The sequence below is a fragment of the Neptunomonas sp. CHC150 genome (genome assembly GCF_030397555.1).
GTDB classification, from domain to species: Bacteria; Pseudomonadota; Gammaproteobacteria; order Pseudomonadales; family Balneatricaceae; genus Neptunomonas; species Neptunomonas phycophila.
On sequence record NZ_JAPNXU010000012.1, the window covers coordinates 227,997 to 249,320 of the forward strand.

Below are 21,324 nucleotides of genomic sequence, written 5' to 3' on the forward strand. Positions count from 1 at the left end.
AGAAAAAGGCGCCTTTTAAACTACACTTTTTCAATGTTAAGCCGATGGAACAAGTAACCATAAAAATAACGGCTACATTGATAACGTCCTTTCCTCGGCTTTACTGAAGTAGCTAGATACCCATCACAACTTTCAGGATTTATTATGAGTTTATACGCATCGGTTGAGCGCACGTTTTTTAACTCGTTAACTAAGAAAATAGTCGGAAATGTTATTTTTTTATTATCTCCTCATTTCGTCATGTTGCTGATCGGTTGGCATTATGTAAATGAAATGAAGTCTTTATTGGTTAGCGCTGAGTTAGCTAATCCATTACGTATGAGTTTAGTTGAGCAAATCGACAGCTTCATGATATGGGGTCTGGTGACGATTGGGTTTGCGGCAGCAGCCGCTTTGTTCACTATCTTTTTTATGCGGCATTTATTTTTAAGGCCAATCAAAGCAATAACTGGCGTATTAAAGCAAATTAAAGACAACGATGGGGACATTTCCGTTACGTTGCCCGAGTTTACCTACGATGAAATTCGTGACATGGCCCGTAACTATAATGAATTTTCTTCGCGCCTTAAAAAAATGATTTCGGAATCTCGACGTCGAACGGTGAGCGTTGCTTTGTGTGCCACCAAAATGCAGAAGGTACTTTCCCAGGCCAGCCAATCGGTCACCAAGCAAGAAGAGCGGGCCCAGCTTGTCTTCCAGTCAAGCCAGGAAGCCTCTCAGGCTGTACAGGAAGTGGCCGCCACAACGATGCGTATCAGTGAGCAGAATAGTTCAAACATGACTGACGTACGCCGTTCTAGTGATGAGTTAATGAAAGTTCAGGATCAAGTTAGGTCAATAAGCGAACTGGTAACTAATTTCCAAGATACGGTTCAGCAGTTGAATGATAACTCGGACAACATCACTAAAATTTTATCTATGGTTCAAGACTTCTCTGACCAGACAAACTTGTTAGCCCTGAACGCGTCCATTGAGGCGGCAAGAGCCGGTGATGCAGGGCGAGGGTTTGCAGTGGTGGCCGATGAAGTTCGTACGCTGTCACAAAAAGTGAGCGTCGCGACCAGTGAAATAGATAAGAACATCAGCCAAATGGGGAGCCTCATGGAATACACGCGCTCTCGTGCTGATAATATCCGGGAGTATGTGCATAACACAGAGGGCTTTATTGAGAATACAAACTCACAGTTTATGAGTTTGGTTAAAGACTTTGAGGCGGTTAATGGCGAGTTGTCAGGTATCAGTGCGGCCATTGATGAGCTTTCTTATAGTAATAAACAATCACATGGCCATGTAACTGAAATCACCTCTATCGCTCGTGATATTGATAATGAAATGAGGGAGTCACAGAAGCACTCATCTGATCTTGAAGTGGCTACTGAGGAAACGCAAGAGCTGCTTTCTCGCTTTATTATCGGTTATGGCGGTTTTGAAAGTATGATTCAGGCAGGACGGGGCTGGGCACAGAAAACACAACAGGCACTGCAGCAGCTAGCCGATTCTGGGCAGAATATATTTGATATGAATTACAAACGACTCAACCCGCAGCAATTGCCCGAGAAGTTTGATGTTTCTTATGCGTCGGCTTACGAAGGGGTGATGCGTCCTCTGTTTGATAGCTTTATCGCTGAGCGGTCAGAGTTTATTTATGCCATAGCCGTAGATAGAAATGGCTATGCAGCAGCGCATCACACAAAAGTATCCAACGCAATGACCGGCAATTTTGAGGTGGATAACTTGAAAAGTCGTCATCGCCGTAAATTTGATGGCAACAGAGCTGAGCAGCGCAGGGCCTCCCACACTAGTCCGTTTTTGCTGCAGACGTTTATACGAGATACGGGTGAAGTGCTTAATGACCTTTCTATTCCTTTATATGTGAATGGGCAGCATTGGGGTGCATTGATCATGGGCTTTAATCCGGATGCCCTTTTAAGTGAGTGATAAGCTATTGTTGTAGGCATTTAGCAGGCGAACAATGCTAATTAAATACAAAAAAGCCGGCTCTTAAACGAGTCGGCTTTTTTGTATTTAATTGAATAAAAGGGCGTTAATAATCGCTTTTATCTAGCACAAGCCGCTCAATAATGCGTTTGGCCATCTCATAGGAAAGAGGCTTTGAACACAAAGCGGATACTCCGGATTTTTGAATAGCGGTTAGCTGCTCTGGGTTTTGCTCGGATGTGATCATAATAATAGGGACACTTGCTTGGTCACTATTTTGTCTGATTTTTTCGACCATTTCTCGGCCATCTAAATTAGGCATGTTGTAGTCGGTGATTATGAGGTCAAATGCTTGGTTTTCGACTTGAGAAATCGCCTCATTGCCATCGTTGGCTTCTAAGATAGTTTCTACACCTATATTACGCAAAATTTTACATACATAGTTGCGTGAGAGTTTGCTGTCATCTACGACTAGAATACGTAGTTCCTCAAACTCTTCTTCGGTATAGCTGGCTTCTGTGTCTTGATCCGATAGGTAGAGCAGTGTGCTTTGTAGTGCAGACAGCAGGTCTTTACGGCTAAAGGGTTTAGGTAAGATTGCAATAGCCCCAGATTGACGTATTGGCTCTAAGTATCGGTAATGCGTTTCAGACGAGATTAATAAAAAAGTTATGTGCGCCAATTGCTCATCTTTGCGCATCAGTGTCACAACATCAGTTCCAGTCATATCAGGGAGGTGCATAGATGAAACTACCAAGTCAGGTAGTTGAGTCTGCATGCCCTCTAATGCTTGTGCAGCACCATCGTATTCATCGATTTTATGAATACCAAAACTTTTAAGATGATTAACAATAATGGTCCTTTGTACTTTTGATGGTTCGATGACCAGTACAAAAAGATCGTCGTAATTCATAATCGGTCTCTAATATTAGATGTTGCTGTCTTGCTTAATCAGTTTAACACCGATTCGAAATTCTGCTGTGAATGTCGATGTTTTAACAGTTTTAATGAAAACGAGCTAATAGATTTATATATCGTCCAAGTTGTTGATTTCTTGAGACGATTATAAAAGCTATCAAAATTAATTGTTTACAGGCCTAGCTCTTTCAGTTTCTTGTTGAGCACTTTACGTATTTCGCTCTCATCTTCAGCAGACTCTACTTTAGCGAGCAGTTTTTTAGCGTCGGCGCGGCTAATATTGCGGATAAGCCACTTAATTTTAGGGATTCGATGTGCGCTTAAGCTCAAGCGATCAAACCCCATAGCGACTAATAAAAGTACAGACGCAGGATCTGCCGCCATTTCACCACATAATGAAACCGGCAGCTGTAAGGCTGCACACTTTTTACGAATGAAGTACAAAGCACTTAAGACCGCAGGGTTGAGGTTGTCAAACAGCCGCGATACTTTGGGATTGTTACGATCGACGGCTAACAAGTATTGAGTTAAATCGTTAGAACCGATAGAAACGAAGTCGATATAGGGTGCTATTTTATCTAAGAGCAAGAGAACTGATGGCACTTCAATCATAATGCCTAGCTTGGGCATGATGGCTTGTTTACCTTCGGCAACGAGTTCAGAGATGACCTGATTAAGCAGCTCCTTAATCGTTTTGACTTCATCTATCCGGCTAACCATCGGGATCAAGATTTTTAAGTTCTCGCGCCCATGCGCAGCCCTGACCATAGCCCTCAATTGAGTGACTTGTAGTGTGGTGTTGTCGAGTGTGAAGCGGATACCGCGCCACCCTAAATAAGGGTTTTCTTCTTTGAAATCAAAGTAAGGCAGCTGTTTGTCACCACCAATATCAAGCGTTCGCATTGATACTGGACGAGGGCTGTAGGCATCGATAACTTCTTTATAGACGAGGTATTGTTCCTCTTCTGTTGGGAAATTATCGTGGATCATAAAAGGGATCTCAGAGCGGTAAAGCCCAATACCTTCGGCACCATTACGCAATCCTGGCGAGACGTCAGCCAATAAACCGGTATTGGTGAATAAGCTGACGTGGAAATCGTCAGTCGTGACGGCAGGTAAGTCTTTTAGACCAGCCAGCGATTGGTTGAATTGCTGCTCTGTATCTTTGATTCGCTGGTATTCAGCGACCATCTCTTCAGGCGGTGCAATAATAATCTCACCGCGGCCTGCGTCGATGACGATTTGTTTACCCTTGTAGCGTTTTATATCTAGGTCAGACACGCCCATTATGGCAGGAATACCTAGCGCGTTTGCAACGATTGACGTATGCGATAAAGCTGAGCCTGACCGGCATATAATCCCTTGGATTTGATCCGATGGATACGCTGATAAATCGGCAATACTAATGAGCTCACCCGCCAAAATAACAGGCGTTGTTTTGTCGGGGGATTCGGTTTGTTCTTTGCGGGCCATTTGGGTCATGAGTTTAATAGCGATGTTACGCACATCTTCCCCGCGAGCCTTCAAATATGGGTCGTCAGCTTGCTCAAAAGAGCTCGCTAACTTGAGAGCTGTTTCTCGAACGGCCCACTGAGCACTGCAGCCTTGAGCAATTAAATCCCGTGTACTATCAAGTAACTCAGGGCTTTCGAGCATCATTCGATAAACGCCAAAGAGCGATAGGATATCTTCAGGCAGCTCTTTCTCAATTCGGTTAGCGCCTAAGTCAAGATCATCCCGAACAGAGTCTAGTGCGCTGTCGAATTGTTTACGTTCTTTTAAAATGCCCGCCCCTTGCATTTCGGGCGCTTGTTTAAGGTCGATATGCGTATGCAGCGGTGTTAACTCACCTATGCCAATCCCAGCAGAGCCTGCAATACCTGAGTAGCGTTTGAAAAGCCTTTTGGGCTTACGTGTAGTGATCCACTCGCCGGATTTCTGAATATTGTATAAGGTGCCAGCTAGCTGAGAGGCGATAGTCACTAAAAATGCTTCAGCTTCTTGTGAAAAAGGCTTCTTAGCTGTGCCTTGAACTACAAGTACACCAATGAGCTGGCGTAGGTGGATGAGCGGAACCCCCATAAATTGGCGGTACGGGGTTTCTTGTGCTTGTGGGAAAAACGCATACTTTTCATGCGCGGGAGCATTCGCTAAGTTTAACGTATGCTTCGTAGCGGCGATGGTGCCAACTAAGCCTTCGTCTATACTCAGTTTGATTTTTCCGATGGAAGATTCGGCAAGGCCCTGGGTTGCCGCTAATATTAGCTTAGAGCGTGTAGGCGACTTAAGGTACAAGCTGCACACCGGTACTTCCATGATGTGGCTTAGGCGCGCGACAATAACTTGCATGGCGCTCATGGCGTTTTCAGCCCCAGAGATTTCTTGGACCAGAGTCGTTAAGGTGGTTAGCGAATGCTGCATGGGCGGTGGCCTGCTAAGAAGAATCGTTCACGTAAGTCTCATATTCGCACACAAAACAAGGATTTACCAATGGCTGAAAGTAGCAAGTTTCAGTAAAATAAGTTGCAGAATTCGGTTGTATTTCTTGAGTTATAAAAGGTTAACGCGGACATGAAAAGTTATTTATTTACGACAGAAAACGACCGCGGCGGTGTAATGCTTTGCGATATAGATACATTAGAAGATGCGGTCGTTTATTTACAAGATCGTTTTGCGGGCGTTATTCGTGTTGAGCAGGGCAAAGACTTTTGGTCACAAGAAGAAGGCTATCACTTTGTAGAGACTTCCACATCGAGCGAGGATAGTCCGCCGTCCTAGCATCACGCTGTTACATACCACCTTAACTTGTATTGTTAGCTTCAAAGGGATCTTGCATGTTGTATGTTTATCACTCTAACGCGCTAGATCACTTACGTGATTTATTGGTTGAAATGGTCAAGCGTTCGCCGCTTGATGATCCATTTTTACCTGATCAAATTCTTGTGCAAAGTCCAGGCATGGCGCAGTGGCTCAAGTTGGAGTTGGCGGAGCAACTGGGCATAGCCGCCAATATAGAGTTCCCGTTACCGGCAAGCTTTCTGTGGAAAGTTTTTGTTAGTGTTTTGGACGATGTTCCTAAACGTTCGGCGTACAATAAAGATTCGATGACGTGGGTTTTGATGCGCATTTTACCAAATGTGATTAAAGACTCAGGTTTTGAAGTCCTGCATTCGTATTTGGAACAAGATAGCAACCCGCTTAGACACTACCACCTGTGTGTCAAAATAGCGGACCTTTACGATCAATACCTTGTATACCGTCCAGACTGGATAGCTAGCTGGGAATCAGGTAGTAGCGAACCGGCAACCGGTGATGATGCGTGGCAGCCTGTTTTATGGCGGGCTCTTGTTGCTGATACGCAAGCCCGGGGTTTACCTCATTGGCATCGAGCCAATATGTATGAAACCTTCGTTAAAGCACTGTCGGCTCGCACATCAGACTTGGCAGGTATTCCTCCTCGCATTTTTGTTTTTGGTATATCGGCATTACCGCAAAACTACTTGGAAGCCTTAGTAGCATTAGGGAACACGGTTGATGTTCATCTGATGATTGCCAATCCGTGCCGGCATTACTGGGGTGATATTATCGACCCAAGTTATCTCGCTAAACTAAACCGGCTTTGGTTAGGGAAAGGGATTGATCCTGAGAGTCATCATTATGATTCTGGGCATCCATTACTCAGTTCGATGGGTAAGTTAGGCCGGGATTATCTCCATATGATCCAGCAGATGTCTTTAGAGGAAGTAGGGTTGTTCGGTGAGCCGCATTACGATTCGCTATTACATGCAGTGCAATCGGATATTCTTGAGTTACACAACCGTACTTGTGCATCCGAAAGTGACGATTTTAGCTTTCAAAGCTTTGCCCAGGATAAAAGCATTCAAGTCCATTCAAACTACAGTGCTATGCGAGAGGTTGAAGTCTTGCAGGATCAATTGCTGGCCATGTTTGAGGCTGATGACTCACTGAAACCTCGCGATATTATTGTGATGATGCCAGATGTGGCCAGTTATGCTCCTTATATCGATGCGGTGTTTGGTAATGCTTCTGAGCATGCGTATTTGCCGTATTCCATTTCGGATCGCTCTGCAGATCAAGAAATTCCTCTTATCGCAAATTTTTTGAGTGTTATATCACTTAATCAAAGCCGTTTCGGTGCGCCTGAAATTTTAGACTTACTAGAGCTTCCAGCGACGTTACGTTGCTTTGATTTATCTGCTGCGGAGTTCGAACAGCTTCGCCGTTGGGTTGATGAGTCTGGTATTCATTGGGGGTTAGATTCACAATCCCGCGAAGACTTAGACGGGGTATCTTTTCATCAAAACAGCTGGCAATTTGGTATGGATCGGTTGTTTTGTGGGTATGCCATGGGAGATGTTGAAGATCTCTGGCAGTCCATTGCGCCTTACGGTGGGGTCACAGGGATATCATCGGCTGCATTAGGTCAATTAGCGGCTTTTCTACAGGTATTGTCTGATGTTCGCTTGTTATTCGCTCAGTCTTTAACGGCAAATGAGTGGATTGAACAGGTTCATGCGCTAACTCATCGTTTATACGTGGCAGATGAACGAGACCAAGAAGCACTGGAATTGATCTATAAAGCGTTAGAATCATTGCGCGAAACGATCAGTGAAGTGCACTACCAAGCTGCTATACCAGCTGAAGTGATTCAGGATTACCTGAAGGAACATTTAGGTAACCAACGATCGACACAGCGTTTCTTATCAGGGCAGGTTAACTTTTGTACGTTAATGCCAATGCGCGCCATTCCGTTTAAAGTGGTATGTCTTTTGGGCATGAATGATAGCGATTACCCTCGTGCGCTGCCGCCAATGGGGTTTGATTTAATGGTTGAACACCCGCGCAAAGGGGATCGTTCGCGCCGAGATGATGACCGTTACCTCTTTTTAGAAGCGATGCTGTCCGCGCGCGATATTCTATATATCAGTTATGTTGGCCGTTCTATTGCTGATAATAGCCCACGGGTTCCTTCTGTGCTTGTAAGTGAGCTGTTGGAATATTGTGATCAGGCGTATGGTGCGGCATCAGACTCCCACATTACCTCGGGTGATCTCATCAAGGAGATCACGACGGTGCATCCATTAACCGCTTATAGCGCATCGTATTTTCTGCCCGACGAGAGTGAGCGCTTGTTCAGCTATAACGAACGATGGCTGTCGGCCCACGAAAGTTCTCCTGTGACGTCATTTCTGACACGAAAACTAGATCCCCCCGAGCTAGAGGTAGTAGAGCTATCTGACTTAATACGTTTTTATCGTGACCCCATCCGCTTCTTCTTTGAGAGGCGATTGCAAATTTTCTTTAGTACAGAGGCTGATGTGCTGAGTGAAGAAGAGCCTTTTGAGTCCGCCGGCTTGTCTAACTATCTACTCAGAAAGCAACTTCTGACGGCATCATTAAATCAAAATGACTTAGCCAAGGTTGGCGAGTTTGTTACACAAACGGGTCTGCTACCGGTGGGTATTGCTGGACAAAGAGAGTTAGCCCAGCGGATTAAGGATGTCAGTGAACTACACGAAAAGCTTCAACCGTTCATGACAACTTCTCAACCGACTCGGGTTGAGGTTGACTTAAATTTGCAATTAACAAGCCAGCAATCGCTCACGCTTCAGGGATGGATAGATCAATCGTATCCTGATCATTTTCTAAAGTTTGATGTGGTTAAAGTGTCAGGAAAGCATGTTTTTGCTAGCTGGATTCAACATTTGGCAACCTGTGCTGCAGGCTATGACAAGCCTACTTATTTTCGAGGGTTAAGCGATCTAGTTAAGTTGCAACCCGTTCCTAGTGCCGAAGCGAAAGAGCAATTAGTTCGTTTGTTAACAACGTATGTTGATGGCTTGTGCTTTCCGGTTAGCTGGCTACCTGATTCGGGTTATTTTCTCTTAGATTTGGCTGGTAAGGGGGAAGAGTTTGTACTTAAAAAGGCCCGTGAAAAATTTGAAAGTACGCAATCCGGTGAATGGGCGAGCCTTTATGTTCAACGTAGTTACCCTGAATGGGCGCATTTCGAGCCGGGGTTATTGAAAAACCAACGAGCCTTGTTTGATGGGATGGCGCGCTATTTGGAGCTAAACCAAGAATGAAAACCCAACTGCTAGATCCCGTTACACTGCCTATTCAGGGGCAATGCTTAATAGAAGCCAGTGCTGGAACGGGCAAGACGTTTACACTAGCGGCACTTTATCTTCGATTATTACTTGGCTTGGGTAAACGAGGCGAACAAGCGCAAGAAAATACCCCGTTGGGCGTTGAGCAAATTCTAGTAGTGACTTTTACAGAAGCCGCTACTCAAGAACTGAGAGACCGTATACGGCAACGCATACGTGAAGCGCGTATAGCGTTTATGAGTGGTGAAACATCGGACCCTTTTTTGCAAAGCTTGCTTGCACAAACGGATAATCATCGTGAAAAAGCTAGGTTAATGGAGCTGGCTGCGGCTGAAATGGACCAAGCGGCCATTTTTACCATACATGGTTTTTGTCAGCGCATGCTCAAACAGCATGCTTTTGAGAGTGGGGCACTCTTTAATCAAGAGCTTACTCCCGATGATGCACCCTTAGTGCGCCAAGCTCTACTCGATGTATGGCGTAATTTGGTGTATCCGCTTACAGGTAGCTTAGCTAATGCGGTATTAGATGAATTTAAAACCCCTGAGGTCTTATTAAAGTCGATAAAGAGCTTATTGGGCATGAGCAATGTGACTGTAGAGCCAGACTATAGTCATTTTGATCTTGAAGCGGAGTGGGCAGTTTCTCAGCAAGCCCGAGAGGCTTTTAAACAGGTTTGGCGTAGTAATACTGATGATCTAGCTGAGATTATCGCCACCTCTGGCATTAAAAAAGCAAAATACAGATCTAATCATGTTCCCGGGCGTTTAGAGAAAATAGCGTTTTTTGTGGATAATGAGTTCGCAAAACTGCCGTTAAATGAATTGAATTATTTTAGAACTAGCGAGCTACACGCGAATACACCTGAAGGGAAAACAGCCCCAACCCATCCCGTATTCGATAGCATTGAGCAGATGCTAACGGCAGAAGTCCCTATTAAAGGGGTGATTGAGTCGATCGCATTGGAGCGTATCCGGGGCCGTTTACAATACGAAAAAGCAAGGCATCAGCTGTTGGCCTTTGATGATTTGTTGACTCGGCTTGCCAGTGCGCTACAAGCTTCTGGAGGAAGCAAACTGGCGGAGACCATTCGTCATCAGTATCCCATTGCAATGATCGATGAATTTCAAGACACCGATCCCCTGCAGTACCAAATTTTTAGTGATATTTATACCGACCCAGCGACTGCACTCTTAATGATTGGTGACCCAAAACAATCGATTTACGCGTTTCGCGGGGGGGATATCTTTACTTATATGCAAGCGCGACGGTCGGTAGATGCGCATTACACGTTAGAAACGAATTGGCGTTCATCTAGCGCCATGGTGTGCGCAACCAATACACTGTTTGAGCAGTCAGACGCTCCCTTTATCTACTCGGATGATATTCCTTTTGTGCCCGTAAGGGCTGCCGGTAAAGCTGACAAACAACCGTTTCTGTTTGATGGTCAGCCACAACCTGCGTTAACCGCGTGGTTAAGCTCAGAGCTGTTACAGACTCGCGATTATTTATCAAATTTTGCAGAGTCTACGGCCAGCCATATTGCAACTGTATTGAACGATCAGCGCTACACAATAGGTGACAAGCAAGTTAAACCGGGCGATATAGCTGTGCTGGTAAGGGATCGCCGAGAAGCGGGCGAAATTCAATCGGCTCTTCGTAACAAAGGTGTCGCCTCTGTTTTTTTGTCGAACCGCGACAGTGTGTATACCACAGTAGAAGCCAGCGAAATGCTGTTTATTTTGCAAGCTGTATTAGAACCTACTGACGAGCGTAAACTGCGAGCAGCGATAGCCACTGGGTTGTTTTGTTTGTCCATGACTGATATCGATCAACTTATCCGAGACGAGTTGGCGTGGGAGCAACTCGTTGACGAGTTTATTGAGTATCGTCAGTTATGGCTGCGTTTAGGTGTATTGCCTATGGTGCATCATTTGTTAGCCACACGAGGCCTCACTTCCCGGTTAATGCAAGCTGACCAAGGAGAACGGCGCTTGACAGACTTTTTGCATTTGGCTGAGCTTTTGCAGCAGGCAAGTCAGGAGGTTGAAGGGGAGCAAGGCATTATTCGTTGGCTTACTGAGCATCTGCATAGCCCAAACCATAATTCAGCTGAGCAGCAGCTGCGTCTAGAAAGCGACCGTTCTCGCGTTACCGTCATTACGATTCATAAGTCCAAAGGCTTAGAGTATGAGCTCGTGTATCTTCCTTTTATCTGCCGTTATCGAGCCGCCAGTGGTGCCTTGTACCACAATGACGCTGGGCAAACTATTTTTGATTTGGCGCCGGATGACGATGTTAAAGAGCAAGTTGAAAAAGAGCGCTTAGCGGAAGATTTACGTCTACTTTATGTGGCTGTGACTCGGGCTGTGCATGCCTGCTTTTTAGGCGTTAGCAATATACGTTATGGCAATTCTAAGCAGGGCACTACTGAAAAAAGTGCTCTGGGATATCTTTTAATGTCTCAATCCAGCCTTGAAGAAGGCTTAGAGCAATTGTCCAATGCCGAAAAAGGCTTCAGGGTTGATTCTCCTCCTGAGATGGTACAGATACCTAGCACGCAGGATATGTTTGCCGACAACGATTCCTCCAAGCCTGTCTATCAAGCGCGAATATTCAGTGCGCCCGTAGAGCGAGATTGGCGGATGAGCAGTTATTCGGCACTGAGTCGTTTTCATGATCATGTGGGGCATGAAGCGCCGCCTTCGAATCACTTTGAGCCAATATCAGAGTTGCATCTAGATTTGGAGGTGATTCATGAGTCTGAAAACGACAACACTGACGGGGCATACTCACCAGAAAACGTGACATCGGAGCCGAGGTCGGCCTCATTGTTTGATGCAGAATTAGAAGATTTGATTGAGCCGCCGGACAGTATCTTCACCTTTCCCAGAGGTGCCACAGCGGGTACGTTTTTACATACTTTATTTGAAGAAATTGATTTCAGCCAACTAACGGCTGAAGCCGCCGAGGCGGTGTTAACCGATCAATTGCCGCTGGCAGGCTATGATGAGCGCTGGGTGCCTGTGCTGAGGGATTATTTGTTAGCCGCCGTGCGTATACCGCTTAACCCCGATCATTTTTGCCTTGCAGATATTAGTTTGGAAAACCGACTGGTCGAAATGGAATTTATTATTCCCTTTAAACCTATTCATGCCGGCGTAGTTAATCGTTTACTCGCAAAGTATGACCCACTTGCGAAGCAGGCGGGAGATCTCCGGTTTGAAACCGTACAAGGCATGCTCAAAGGTTATATCGATTTAACGTTACGCCACCGTGGACAGTATTATGTATTGGACTATAAATCGAACCATTTAGGTGACCAGGTTGAGGAGTATTCAACAGCGGCGATGGAGGAGGCAATGTGCGAGCATCGGTATGATTTTCAATATGTGCTCTATACGTTGGCACTGCATCGATTGCTCAAAGTGCGCTTGCCCGGCTATGACTATGATCGTGACATAGGCGGTGTATATTACCTCTTTCTACGGGGGCTACACGCTGAGCACCCCGGGAATGGTGTATTTTTCACCAAGCCTAAAAAGGCGCTTATAGAGGCTTTGGATCAACTGTTTACAGAAGGTGTAACACATGCAATTGCTGGATGAGTTATTAGAGCTAAGGCTCATACGCCCAGTTGATTTACACTTTTCTCGTTGGTTGAAGCAACAGCATCCTAGCGTCAATCAGTCATTGCTTGCTCTGGCCGCTATTGTAAGTCGACATTTAGGGGACGGTCACATTTGTGTTCGGATTGACTCGCTGATGGGACTCATTGCGTATTGGCCGATGAGTGTTAGAGAGCCTTTGAGAGCGCTTTTACCTTCAGATACGGCGAGTATGTCGGCGTTAGTGGATGAAACTGTTTTAGGCACTGGCGACGAGCTGACTCCTTTAGTGTTGAATCAAGACCGAGTGTATTTGTACCAGTATTTTCAGTATGAGTGCCAAGTAGCACGTAAACTGCTTTCTCTAGCAGGTGAGGGGGTTGTTAATCCTGAGCAACTGACGGTGCATTTACAGGCATTATTTGCTCAACCAAATGAGCAGCCTGATTGGCAAAAAGTAGCGGCGACAACGGCTGTAGCACAGCGTGTCTCTGTGATTAGTGGTGGGCCGGGTACAGGGAAAACAACCACTGTAACACGTATGTTGGCGATCTATCTGCAAAGTGTGCTTGAGCACAACCCTGATATTCACCCCGTTATTCGACTAGCCGCTCCAACGGGTAAAGCGGCGGCCCGTTTGTCAGAATCTATTGCACAGGCGAAGCACCAGTTATCTGTTCCTGAAAGTGTTACCAGCCTGATACCCGATGTAGGGGTCACATTGCATCGATTACTCGGCGCCAGACCTAATGTGCATCATTATCAATATAATGCTGATAACCCGCTGCACTTAGATTTGTTAGTGGTCGATGAGGCCTCCATGATTGACCTTCCATTAATGGCGAGCCTGCTAGAGGCATTACCTGAGCAGGCACGCTTAGTTCTGATAGGGGATAAAGAGCAGCTGGCCTCAGTTGAAGCGGGCAGCGTGATGGGCGATTTATGCGCAAGGCCAGCCAGGTGTGTTAAAACCCCTGCAATGCAGCAATTGTTACTGCAAACGTGTGGTGTTCCGGTTGAACAAGGTATGCCTTCAACGTTTGCTGATGCCGTATCGTTATTACAGCGCAGTTATCGTTTTTCAGCGAACAGCGGTATAGGTGCCTTGGCTAGAGCGGTTAACAGCGGTGACCGTCGTGCGGTGCGTCAGGCTTTTGCGCAAGGGTATGATGATATTCATTTATTACCTATGCAGGATGATCATGTAAAACCGTTGCTTCAACATATGCAGCAAGGTTACACCGACTATTTAAAAGCCGTGAGCGAGCAGCAAGCACCAGCTTCTGTGCTATTGGCTTTCAATCGTTTTAAAGTACTGTGTGGCCTAAGACGTGGCCCATGGGGTGTAGAAGCGATTAACCAAGCCTTTGAGCTACAACTTGAAGCATTACAACGCATTAGCAGAAAGGGACGCTGGTATGCGGGGCGTCCCGTTATGATTACCCGGAATGAGCCCGCGTTAAACTTATTTAATGGTGACATAGGTGTCGCCTTGCCGGATGAGGCAACTGGCCGCTTAAAAGTCTGGTTTGATTTAGGAGGCAAACTAGTGCGCTTTTCAACCAGTCGCTTGCCGAGCCATGAAACGGTTTTTGCAATGACTGTACATAAAAGTCAGGGCTCAGAGTTCGATCAAGTTACGCTTGTGCTCACGCCGACTAGCCAAGTAAACAGTCGAGAGCTTGTCTATACCGGTATTACTCGCGCTAAAAAGCAATGTAATGTGTGGGGGTCTATTGAGACGTTAGAGAAAGCGGCGTGCTCACCTACAATTAGGATGAGCGGGCTTGCTGCGAGATTGTGGAACGGCTCGGGCCCAACCGCGTCAATTGAGCCTACACCCTAGTAAAAAGGGTGCGAAGGGCATTAAAAAAGGTAACTGGCTGCCAGTTACCTTTAATTTGTTTGTTATTTGCTCAATGTCGAGCAACTAACGAGTGATAGTGAAATTATGTATTCGCAAAAAGCGAAAAAAGTGCAATTAGTTCCGATTCCACTTAACGGCGACGCTTTACCGGCCTTTTTTCGTCACTTTTGATACGAATAGGCTGTAATGATCCTTGATGATTTTGATGTTCCGCAAACAATATTTTCCCTAAAAACGCCGCTACAGCTACGGAAGCGCCAATAAAAGCAATTGTTGCTAAGATCATGTCTTCACCTCGTTAGTATTTATTTAACTTACACTTTAGACCCTAGACACCCATTTCAGCAACTTTTTTTGCAAATTCGGTGTAGCCACCGATAGGTTCCTTGCCAAGAAAAATTTGTGGCACTGTTTCTACCGGTTTGCCGACGCTTTTTTCCAAATCAGCTTTCGTGATGCCTTCTTCATGAATGTCTACATATCGGAAGTCAAAATTTTTATCTTTGCATAATTGCACTGCGCGTGTGCAAAAACCACAGCCTGGACGGCCAAAAATCGTAATACGTTCCATAATTGTCTCCTTTGAATTAATTATATTAAAGCAGGAAACCTTTGGATGAGGCCAATGACTAATCTTTATATGGCTAATTGGAAAAACCTATGATGAAACTTATGCACTTATCTTGTGTATAAGTGTGTAGATAACTTATGGGCAAGTAGGGTAGAGCGTGGCATCATCAGTTATCTAAAAATTGATGAAAAAGTATTCAAAATTAATGAATTAGGTATTCGACTAGTACTTTTGTACCTATATTATGTAGGGTTATATATACGACGAATGGTTAAATAGTTAGCAGATAAATTCATAAGACATTTATTTCAGATTGGGTATAATTCAGCGCCATTGAGCTTGAGTAATAGTAAGCATTTACTTGTTTACGCGCGTTTGATTGCGTATGAATATACTGAGGCAGTGCACATATCGCTGTGATGCCAAAAGCTTCGCTGCAGTGCAATATGACAAGGCTAATCCCTCACCATATTTCATGGATCTGTGTACATCGAATCCCATATTTATATCATAAATGGTGAAAATCGAGATGACGGCTAAATCGGTTGATGTATTGTTAGTAGGTGCAGGTGCAATGAGCACAGCACTTGGAACCCTCCTTAAACAGCTAGACCCTTCTCTTGACATGATGATGGTGGAACAACTGGATCATGTAGCACAAGAAAGTACAGACGGTTGGAACAACGCAGGTACAGGGCACGCCGCTTATTGCGAGCTGAACTACACACCGATGTTGAAAGACGGCTCAATTGACACCACAAAAGCGTTTAAGATTAATACGGCTTTTGAAGTCAGCTTACAATTTTGGGCATACCTTGTTAAACAAGGAGCACTTCCTACTCCACGTCAGTTTATCAATCCTACACCTCATCAAAGTTTCGTTTGGGGTGATGAGAATGTGGCCTTCCTTAAAAAGCGTTATGAAACGTTAAGCCAAACCGTAGCGTTTAAGGATATGGAATACAGCGAAGATCCAGAGGTATTGCGCCAATGGATGCCGTTGGTTATGCAAAACCGCAGCCCTGATGAGAAAGTAGCTGGTACGCGTGTACGCTATGGCTCAGATGTCGATTTTGGCTCGCTAGCGCGTAACATGGCTGAATGCCTGAATCGCTCAGAAAATTTTGCGATGAAGTTAGGTTGTAAAGTAAAAGATCTAGTCAAGCAACCTGACGGACAGTGGAAAGTAGAGATTAAGGATCTTAAATCCGGTCAGCATGAAACCGTGGTTGCTAAATTTGTCTTCTTAGGCGCGGGCGGTGGAGCATTGCCGCTGTTACAGAAGTCGAACATAGTTGAAGGGAACGGCTACGGTGGTTTCCCGGTAAGCGGTCAGTGGTTAGTCTGTAAAAAGCCAGAAATTGTTAGCAAGCATTTAGCGAAAGTTTACGGCAAAGCACCGATTGGTGCTCCACCAATGTCGGTTCCTCATTTAGATACTCGCATCATTAATGGTGAAAAAGCGCTATTGTTTGGTCCTTTTGCAGGCTTTACTACGAAGTTCTTAAAACAGGGTTCTATTTTTGATCTTCCGAAAAGTGTGAAAATGGATAACATTAAATCTATGTTGTCTGTGGGTAAAAACAACATGGATTTAACCCGTTACTTGATTAGCGAAGTGTTGCAATCTCATGATTCTCGCGTTGACGCGCTACGTAAGTTTTTCCCTGACGCCAAAAATGAAGATTGGACGTTGTCTTATGCTGGTCAGCGCGTGCAGATCATCAAAAAAGACCCCGCTGGTGGCGGTAAATTAGAGTTTGGTACCGAAGTGATCATTGCTGAGGACGGATCTATCTCTGCTTTGCTAGGAGCTTCTCCAGGTGCATCTACTGCTGTAGATACGATGGTTACTTTGGTAGAGCGCTGCTTCGCTGACCGAATGGCATCGCCAGAGTGGCAAGCTAAGATGAAAGAGATGATACCTTCTTACGGACAATCTCTTATCGAGAACCCAGAGTTGCTTAGAACTGTTCGTAAATACTCACTGGAAACATTAAAGCTTGATGAGAATTACGAGTAATAACTTATAGCGGGTTGCCCCGTAACTAAAAAAGCCGACGTTACGTCGGCTTTTTTGTGCTTATAGCGATTAGTACCACTCGTCCTTACGCTTTTTCTTTTTCGGGAAGTAAGGCAGTAATAGCCCCAGTAAAACGCCCCCTAATGCTACCATGCCGCCATAGGTGAACCAGCGCATAAGGTTGCTCTCGTCCATGTTATCAATTTGGTGATTCAGATCTTTGATTTCGGCTTGTAGTTTGCTTAGTTGGCCTGAGTACGTGCTGTTTTCGGATTCAAACATATCTAACTGAGACCGTAACGTCGCAATTTCAGTGGTTTGTTCGCTGATAAGTGATTGGTTTTTCTCTAGCTCACTTTCAAGTTTGGGCATACGAGCCAGTGTACTGTCACCCGTTTCAACATTGTTGGCATCCGCCCAGCCTACTTTGCCAGTGCTAGTGCGAATTTGAATAAATTTACCATCACTGCTTTTTTTCAGTATGTCTATCGCAGAACCGCTGCGGACTCGTCCCGTAATACGGTACTGGTTGCTAGGTCCACCGTGAATAAATACATATACATCATCGGCAATATGCCCCGGTTGGGCATAGGAGGTGGAGGCCGCGAGTGCAAAGCACGCAGCTATCATTGTTTTCTTCATTCTGTAGAGCATCCTTTTAGAGGTCTAACATTGTACTGATTCCTCTGAAATGAGCCAGACCTTTACCTTTTCCGATACGTAAGAACATAAGATAAAAAAAAAGTTCCACGTATCTAGTTTGCTTAATTGGCCGTAAACAACGTGGTAAAGTGGTAATTATTTGAATTTAATATGGAGTTGGTATGGACGAGTTGTTTCAGAATTTTTTTGACCCGAGCACAATCGAAGGATTACAGAATGATTACATAGTGCCTTGGGCCATAAATATTGTGATGGCCTTAGCTGTTTTTATCATTGGCCGATTAGTTATCAGTATTATTTTGGCGGTGATCAATAAGCTGCTTGGCAAAACAAAAATGGATAGCATGCTAGTCAATTTTGTTATGTCTATTATGTATGCCTTGTTATTGCTCTTTGTAATTGTGGCATCGCTGGATCAGTTAGGTGTTAATACATCTTCATTAATTGCGTTAGTCGGTGCAGCCGGTTTAGCAATTGGTTTGTCCTTGCAAGATTCCCTCAAAAACTTTGCAGCGGGCGTTATGCTGGTAGTTTTCCGTCCCTTTAGAGAAGGTGAGTTTGTTGAGGTAAACGGTATCTCTGGTACGGCAGAGCGCATTACTATTTTTAATACAATCATGCGCACGGGTGATGGTCGTGAAGTAACCATTCCAAACGGCCCTATTTATGGCAACGTCATTACTAACTTTTCACGCCGTGATACGCGCCGTGTTGATATGGTTTTTGGGATTGGGTATGACTCTGATCTTCTTAAAGCTAAAGCAATTCTAAAAGAAATTGTAGAAACGGATGAGCGCGTACTATCTGAACCCGCTCCTCTTGTTGCTGTACAAGAGCTAGCCGATAGCAGTGTTAATTTTGTTGTACGTCCATGGGCTAAAACATCGGATTACTGGGATGTTTATCGAGATACCATGGAAAAAGTGAAATTACGTTTTGATGCAGAAGGCATCAGCATTCCATTCCCGCAAATGGATGTGCACTTAATTAAAGAAGAATCAGCAGCTAACTCACCTAAAGACTAGTCTGTGCATTGTTTAAAACGGAGCTTTAGCTCCGTTTTTTTACCTTAGCTTTCAGGGGTACGCGAAAGCGTCGTAAGTTGTTGGCGTAAATCTTCATTTTCTTTGCCCAAACGTTGTGCTTCCATTCGGTATTTAAAGATTTCCTCATAGCGAGACTCTAGTTTCGCTTCTAGTTCTATGAGCATTCTTTTTTGATCAGTTGATAAGGCTTCAAGCGAGTCTATTTGGTTTTGCAAATCGGAAATCATGCCGAACCCGTTAGGTATTACGCTATCTTCTGGGTCTTTGGTTTCTGGGTCATAAGTAACTTGGTTGTTTAAGCCGGTAACAATATGACTGTATAGCGCTTTTAGTTCACTGGATTCTCTGTCGCTATATCTGACTTGCTGCTCTATTGCACTGTGCGCACTGGCTGCGCCAATTGAGCCAGCAAGCATGTGCTCAAGCATACGGTGGAACTCCATGAGCTCGATGATTGTAATATGGCTTTTGTTTAACACTTGTAAATCATCAGCAATATTGAAAACGGCCTCGTGGGCCTTATTTCCGCTAATGTACTGCCTGAGCAGTGTTTGTGCTTCTTCCAATTTAACATTCAGTGGGATGTAAGCATCTAGACCCGCAGGACGTGCTTTGCGATTGGGCTGTACAGGTCGCATCGCGGCCATAAATTCGGTCGTAAGAGTCCGCTCTTCTTTATTAGGGTGATAAATTAATGAGCCAATTACATAAACGCTGATATTGACGCCTAACGTCCAGATAACGCTGTGCGTAACGGGCGTAAAGTGGTCAAGCCCAAAGAGTGCTTCGGGCCGTAGCCAATAAATATCCCATGGGCCATTTATTAGTATCTCTGGTGGTAGCCATCCTTGCTTAATAAACGTAGGTAAACCAAGGGTGTAGCACCAGACCAAAAAGCCGGCAAGTAGGCCAGAAAAAGCCCCCGCACTGTTAGCGCGGCTCCAGAAAATGCCGCCAAATACAGCCGGCGCGAACTGAAGTATGGCAACAAACGAGAGTAGTCCTATAGCCACAAGGATATAAGAGTCACTAAATTCAAGCTCGAACCAATAACTACCAAAAATAATGACAGCGACTAATAACCAGCGAATTTGTAATAAGTAGCTGCGCATAACTTGTGCTTTAGGCGTGAGCTCGATGATCGGCAAGATGAGATGGTTTGAGACCATTGTCGATAAAGTCATTGTGGTAATGATGATCATGCCGGTCGCTGCGGAAAACCCGCCTATAAAGGCGAGCATCGTCAAAGGGTCGTTATCAATCAGTTGAGGTAGTAGCAGGACAAAAAAGTCAGCTTTCTCGCTAGGTAGGTCGAGCAATAAGCCAGCCGCCGCAATCGGAACAACAAATAAATTAATCAGTATCATGTAAGCAGGGAAAAGCCACATCGCTGTTTTGATGTGTTTTTGATCGGTATTCTCGATAACAGCAACGTGAAACTGACGGGGTAACAGTAAAATGCCCGAAAAACTTAAAATGATAAGCGTGAGCCACATGCTAGCGCTATTAGGTGTTGCCGTTGGGCTGGTTAGATAATCTAGACCGTTCATACGGATTTGGTTAGCAATATCGCTCCAGCCATCAAACATGACATAACAGACGAACAAGCCGACAGCAGCAAAAGCGACAATTTTGACGAATGCCTCAACGACCAATACCCCCATCATTCCTTGATGGCGCTCGGTTGGGTCTAAGCGTTTAACACCAAACACAATGGTGAAAGCTGTCATAAGTAGGGTTACAAATAATCCGCTATTAGCCCAAGGCGAATCATGATCGTAAGTGATTATTTCAAATGAGTTGACGACTGCTTTCAGTTGAAGCGCAATGTAAGGAACGCTACCTATTAGTGCAATGAGGGTGACTAACCCGGCAATGCGTTGCGAGCGTCGGTATCGGGTTGAGATAAAATCAGCAATGCTGGTAATACGAAAATCTTCTTTAACGGCGACCATCTTACGTAAAGTTACCCACCAAAATAAAATACCGATGAGTGCGCCTGCGTAAATCCCCATAAACAACAGCCCTGACGTAGTGGCAAAGCCAACGCTACCGTAAAAAGTCCAAGAAGTGTGGTACACAGCCAATGAAAGGGCGAAAACCCAAGGGCTTTTAATCGCTCGGCCTGTTTTAGCGACACGATATTCAACGACTTGTGCAACTGCAAATAAGCAGAGCATGTAAATGACGACAGCTGTTACAACAATGGCAGGTGAAAACATGTGTTTATCCAGTCAGCGATCATTGGTGTTGGTAACTAGTTTAGCTATCTAGCTTTGATTTTGTATGACAATCACATTGGTTTCTTTTCTCGGGGACAGGGTCCATCCCGCCTTCGTGCCATGGGCCACATTTGAGTAGGCGGACTGTACCAAGCCACAAGCCTTTCAAAATACCATGCTCTTCAATGGCTTGAATCATATAGCTAGAGCAACTGGGGTAAAAGCGGCAGTTGTTGCCTAGCAATGGACTGATCGCAATTTGGTAAATGCGAACTAAGCCAACGAGCAAAGCCTTGATTGCCCAGCGAAATTTCGAAATCATGTACGTTAGACCTTT

Annotated in this window: 14 protein-coding genes; 7 read left to right on the plus strand and 7 right to left on the minus strand. The window is 44.9% G+C overall.

Going from position 1 to position 21,324, the window contains the following annotated elements; genetic code table 11:
- Nucleotides 1–144: 144 nt before the first annotated feature.
- A complete protein-coding gene (locus OW491_RS16955; protein WP_290037069.1) occupies nucleotides 145–1,938 on the plus strand; it encodes a methyl-accepting chemotaxis protein in 1,794 nt (597 codons plus the stop codon).
- 106 nt (nucleotides 1,939–2,044) lie between these two features.
- Here the strand turns inward: OW491_RS16955 and OW491_RS16960 are convergent, their stop codons facing one another.
- Both OW491_RS16960 and ptsP read right to left on the minus strand, forming a co-directional pair.
- On the minus strand, nucleotides 2,045–2,851 hold the full coding sequence (locus tag OW491_RS16960; protein WP_290037070.1) for a response regulator: 807 nt from the start codon (nucleotides 2,849–2,851) through the stop codon (nucleotides 2,045–2,047).
- Between the two features lie 176 nt (nucleotides 2,852–3,027).
- The gene (ptsP, locus tag OW491_RS16965; protein WP_290037071.1) at nucleotides 3,028–5,277 is read right to left on the minus strand and encodes a phosphoenolpyruvate--protein phosphotransferase; all 2,250 of its coding nucleotides are present in this window, start codon (nucleotides 5,275–5,277) and stop codon (nucleotides 3,028–3,030) included.
- A 150-nt stretch (nucleotides 5,278–5,427) separates the two neighbouring features.
- Here ptsP and OW491_RS16970 point away from each other — a divergent pair, with 150 nt between their 5' ends.
- Genes OW491_RS16970 through recD form a run of 4 tightly spaced genes read left to right on the plus strand, consistent with a single transcriptional unit; the run spans nucleotide 5,428 to nucleotide 14,441 of the window.
- Complete coding sequence (locus OW491_RS16970; RefSeq protein WP_215152272.1) at nucleotides 5,428–5,634, plus strand: hypothetical protein; 207 nt, start codon at nucleotides 5,428–5,430, stop codon at nucleotides 5,632–5,634.
- Between the two features lie 56 nt (nucleotides 5,635–5,690).
- Nucleotides 5,691–8,963: an exodeoxyribonuclease V subunit gamma gene (recC, locus tag OW491_RS16975; RefSeq protein WP_290037073.1), complete on the plus strand. Its 3,273-nt coding sequence runs from the start codon at nucleotides 5,691–5,693 to the stop codon at nucleotides 8,961–8,963.
- Nucleotides 8,960–12,595, plus strand: a complete 3,636-nt coding sequence (gene recB, locus OW491_RS16980; RefSeq protein WP_290037075.1) for an exodeoxyribonuclease V subunit beta — start codon at nucleotides 8,960–8,962, stop codon at nucleotides 12,593–12,595. Before recC ends, recB begins: the two co-directional genes overlap by 4 nt.
- A complete protein-coding gene (gene recD / locus OW491_RS16985) occupies nucleotides 12,579–14,441 on the plus strand; it encodes an exodeoxyribonuclease V subunit alpha (RefSeq protein WP_290037076.1) in 1,863 nt (620 codons plus the stop codon). The genes recB and recD overlap by 17 nt, the downstream gene beginning before the upstream one ends.
- Nucleotides 14,442–14,592: 151 nt before the next feature.
- On the opposite strand, the gene OW491_RS16990 is transcribed toward recD, so the two are convergent.
- Nucleotides 14,593–14,748 carry a hypothetical protein gene (locus OW491_RS16990; RefSeq protein ID WP_178969029.1) on the minus strand — a complete coding sequence of 52 codons (156 nt, stop codon included), beginning with the start codon at nucleotides 14,746–14,748 and terminating at the stop codon, nucleotides 14,593–14,595.
- A gap of 42 nt (nucleotides 14,749–14,790) precedes the next feature.
- On the minus strand, nucleotides 14,791–15,033 hold the full coding sequence (locus OW491_RS16995) for a GrxA family glutaredoxin (RefSeq protein ID WP_075172669.1): 243 nt from the start codon (nucleotides 15,031–15,033) through the stop codon (nucleotides 14,791–14,793).
- Nucleotides 15,034–15,562: 529 nt separating this feature from the next.
- On the opposite strand from OW491_RS16995, the gene mqo reads away from it, so the two are divergent.
- Nucleotides 15,563–17,056: a malate dehydrogenase (quinone) gene (gene mqo / locus OW491_RS17000; RefSeq protein ID WP_075173534.1), complete on the plus strand. Its 1,494-nt coding sequence runs from the start codon at nucleotides 15,563–15,565 to the stop codon at nucleotides 17,054–17,056.
- A 69-nt stretch (nucleotides 17,057–17,125) separates the two neighbouring features.
- Here the strand turns inward: mqo and OW491_RS17005 are convergent, their stop codons facing one another.
- Nucleotides 17,126–17,698 (minus strand): TIGR04211 family SH3 domain-containing protein, encoded by a 573-nt coding sequence (locus tag OW491_RS17005; protein ID WP_075172668.1) that lies wholly within the window; start codon nucleotides 17,696–17,698, stop codon nucleotides 17,126–17,128.
- A gap of 182 nt (nucleotides 17,699–17,880) precedes the next feature.
- Here OW491_RS17005 and OW491_RS17010 point away from each other — a divergent pair, with 182 nt between their 5' ends.
- Entirely contained in the window at nucleotides 17,881–18,744 is an 864-nt protein-coding gene (locus OW491_RS17010; protein ID WP_075172667.1) for a mechanosensitive ion channel domain-containing protein, read from the plus strand.
- A 44-nt stretch (nucleotides 18,745–18,788) separates the two neighbouring features.
- Here OW491_RS17010 and OW491_RS17015 read toward each other — a convergent pair whose 3' ends face one another.
- Together OW491_RS17015 and yidD are read right to left on the minus strand one after the other, a co-directional pair.
- Nucleotides 18,789–20,987, minus strand: a complete 2,199-nt coding sequence (locus OW491_RS17015) for a sodium:solute symporter (protein ID WP_290037077.1) — start codon at nucleotides 20,985–20,987, stop codon at nucleotides 18,789–18,791.
- Nucleotides 20,988–21,027: 40 nt separating this feature from the next.
- Complete coding sequence (gene yidD / locus OW491_RS17020) at nucleotides 21,028–21,309, minus strand: membrane protein insertion efficiency factor YidD (protein ID WP_178969026.1); 282 nt, start codon at nucleotides 21,307–21,309, stop codon at nucleotides 21,028–21,030.
- Nucleotides 21,310–21,324: the final 15 nt, after the last annotated feature.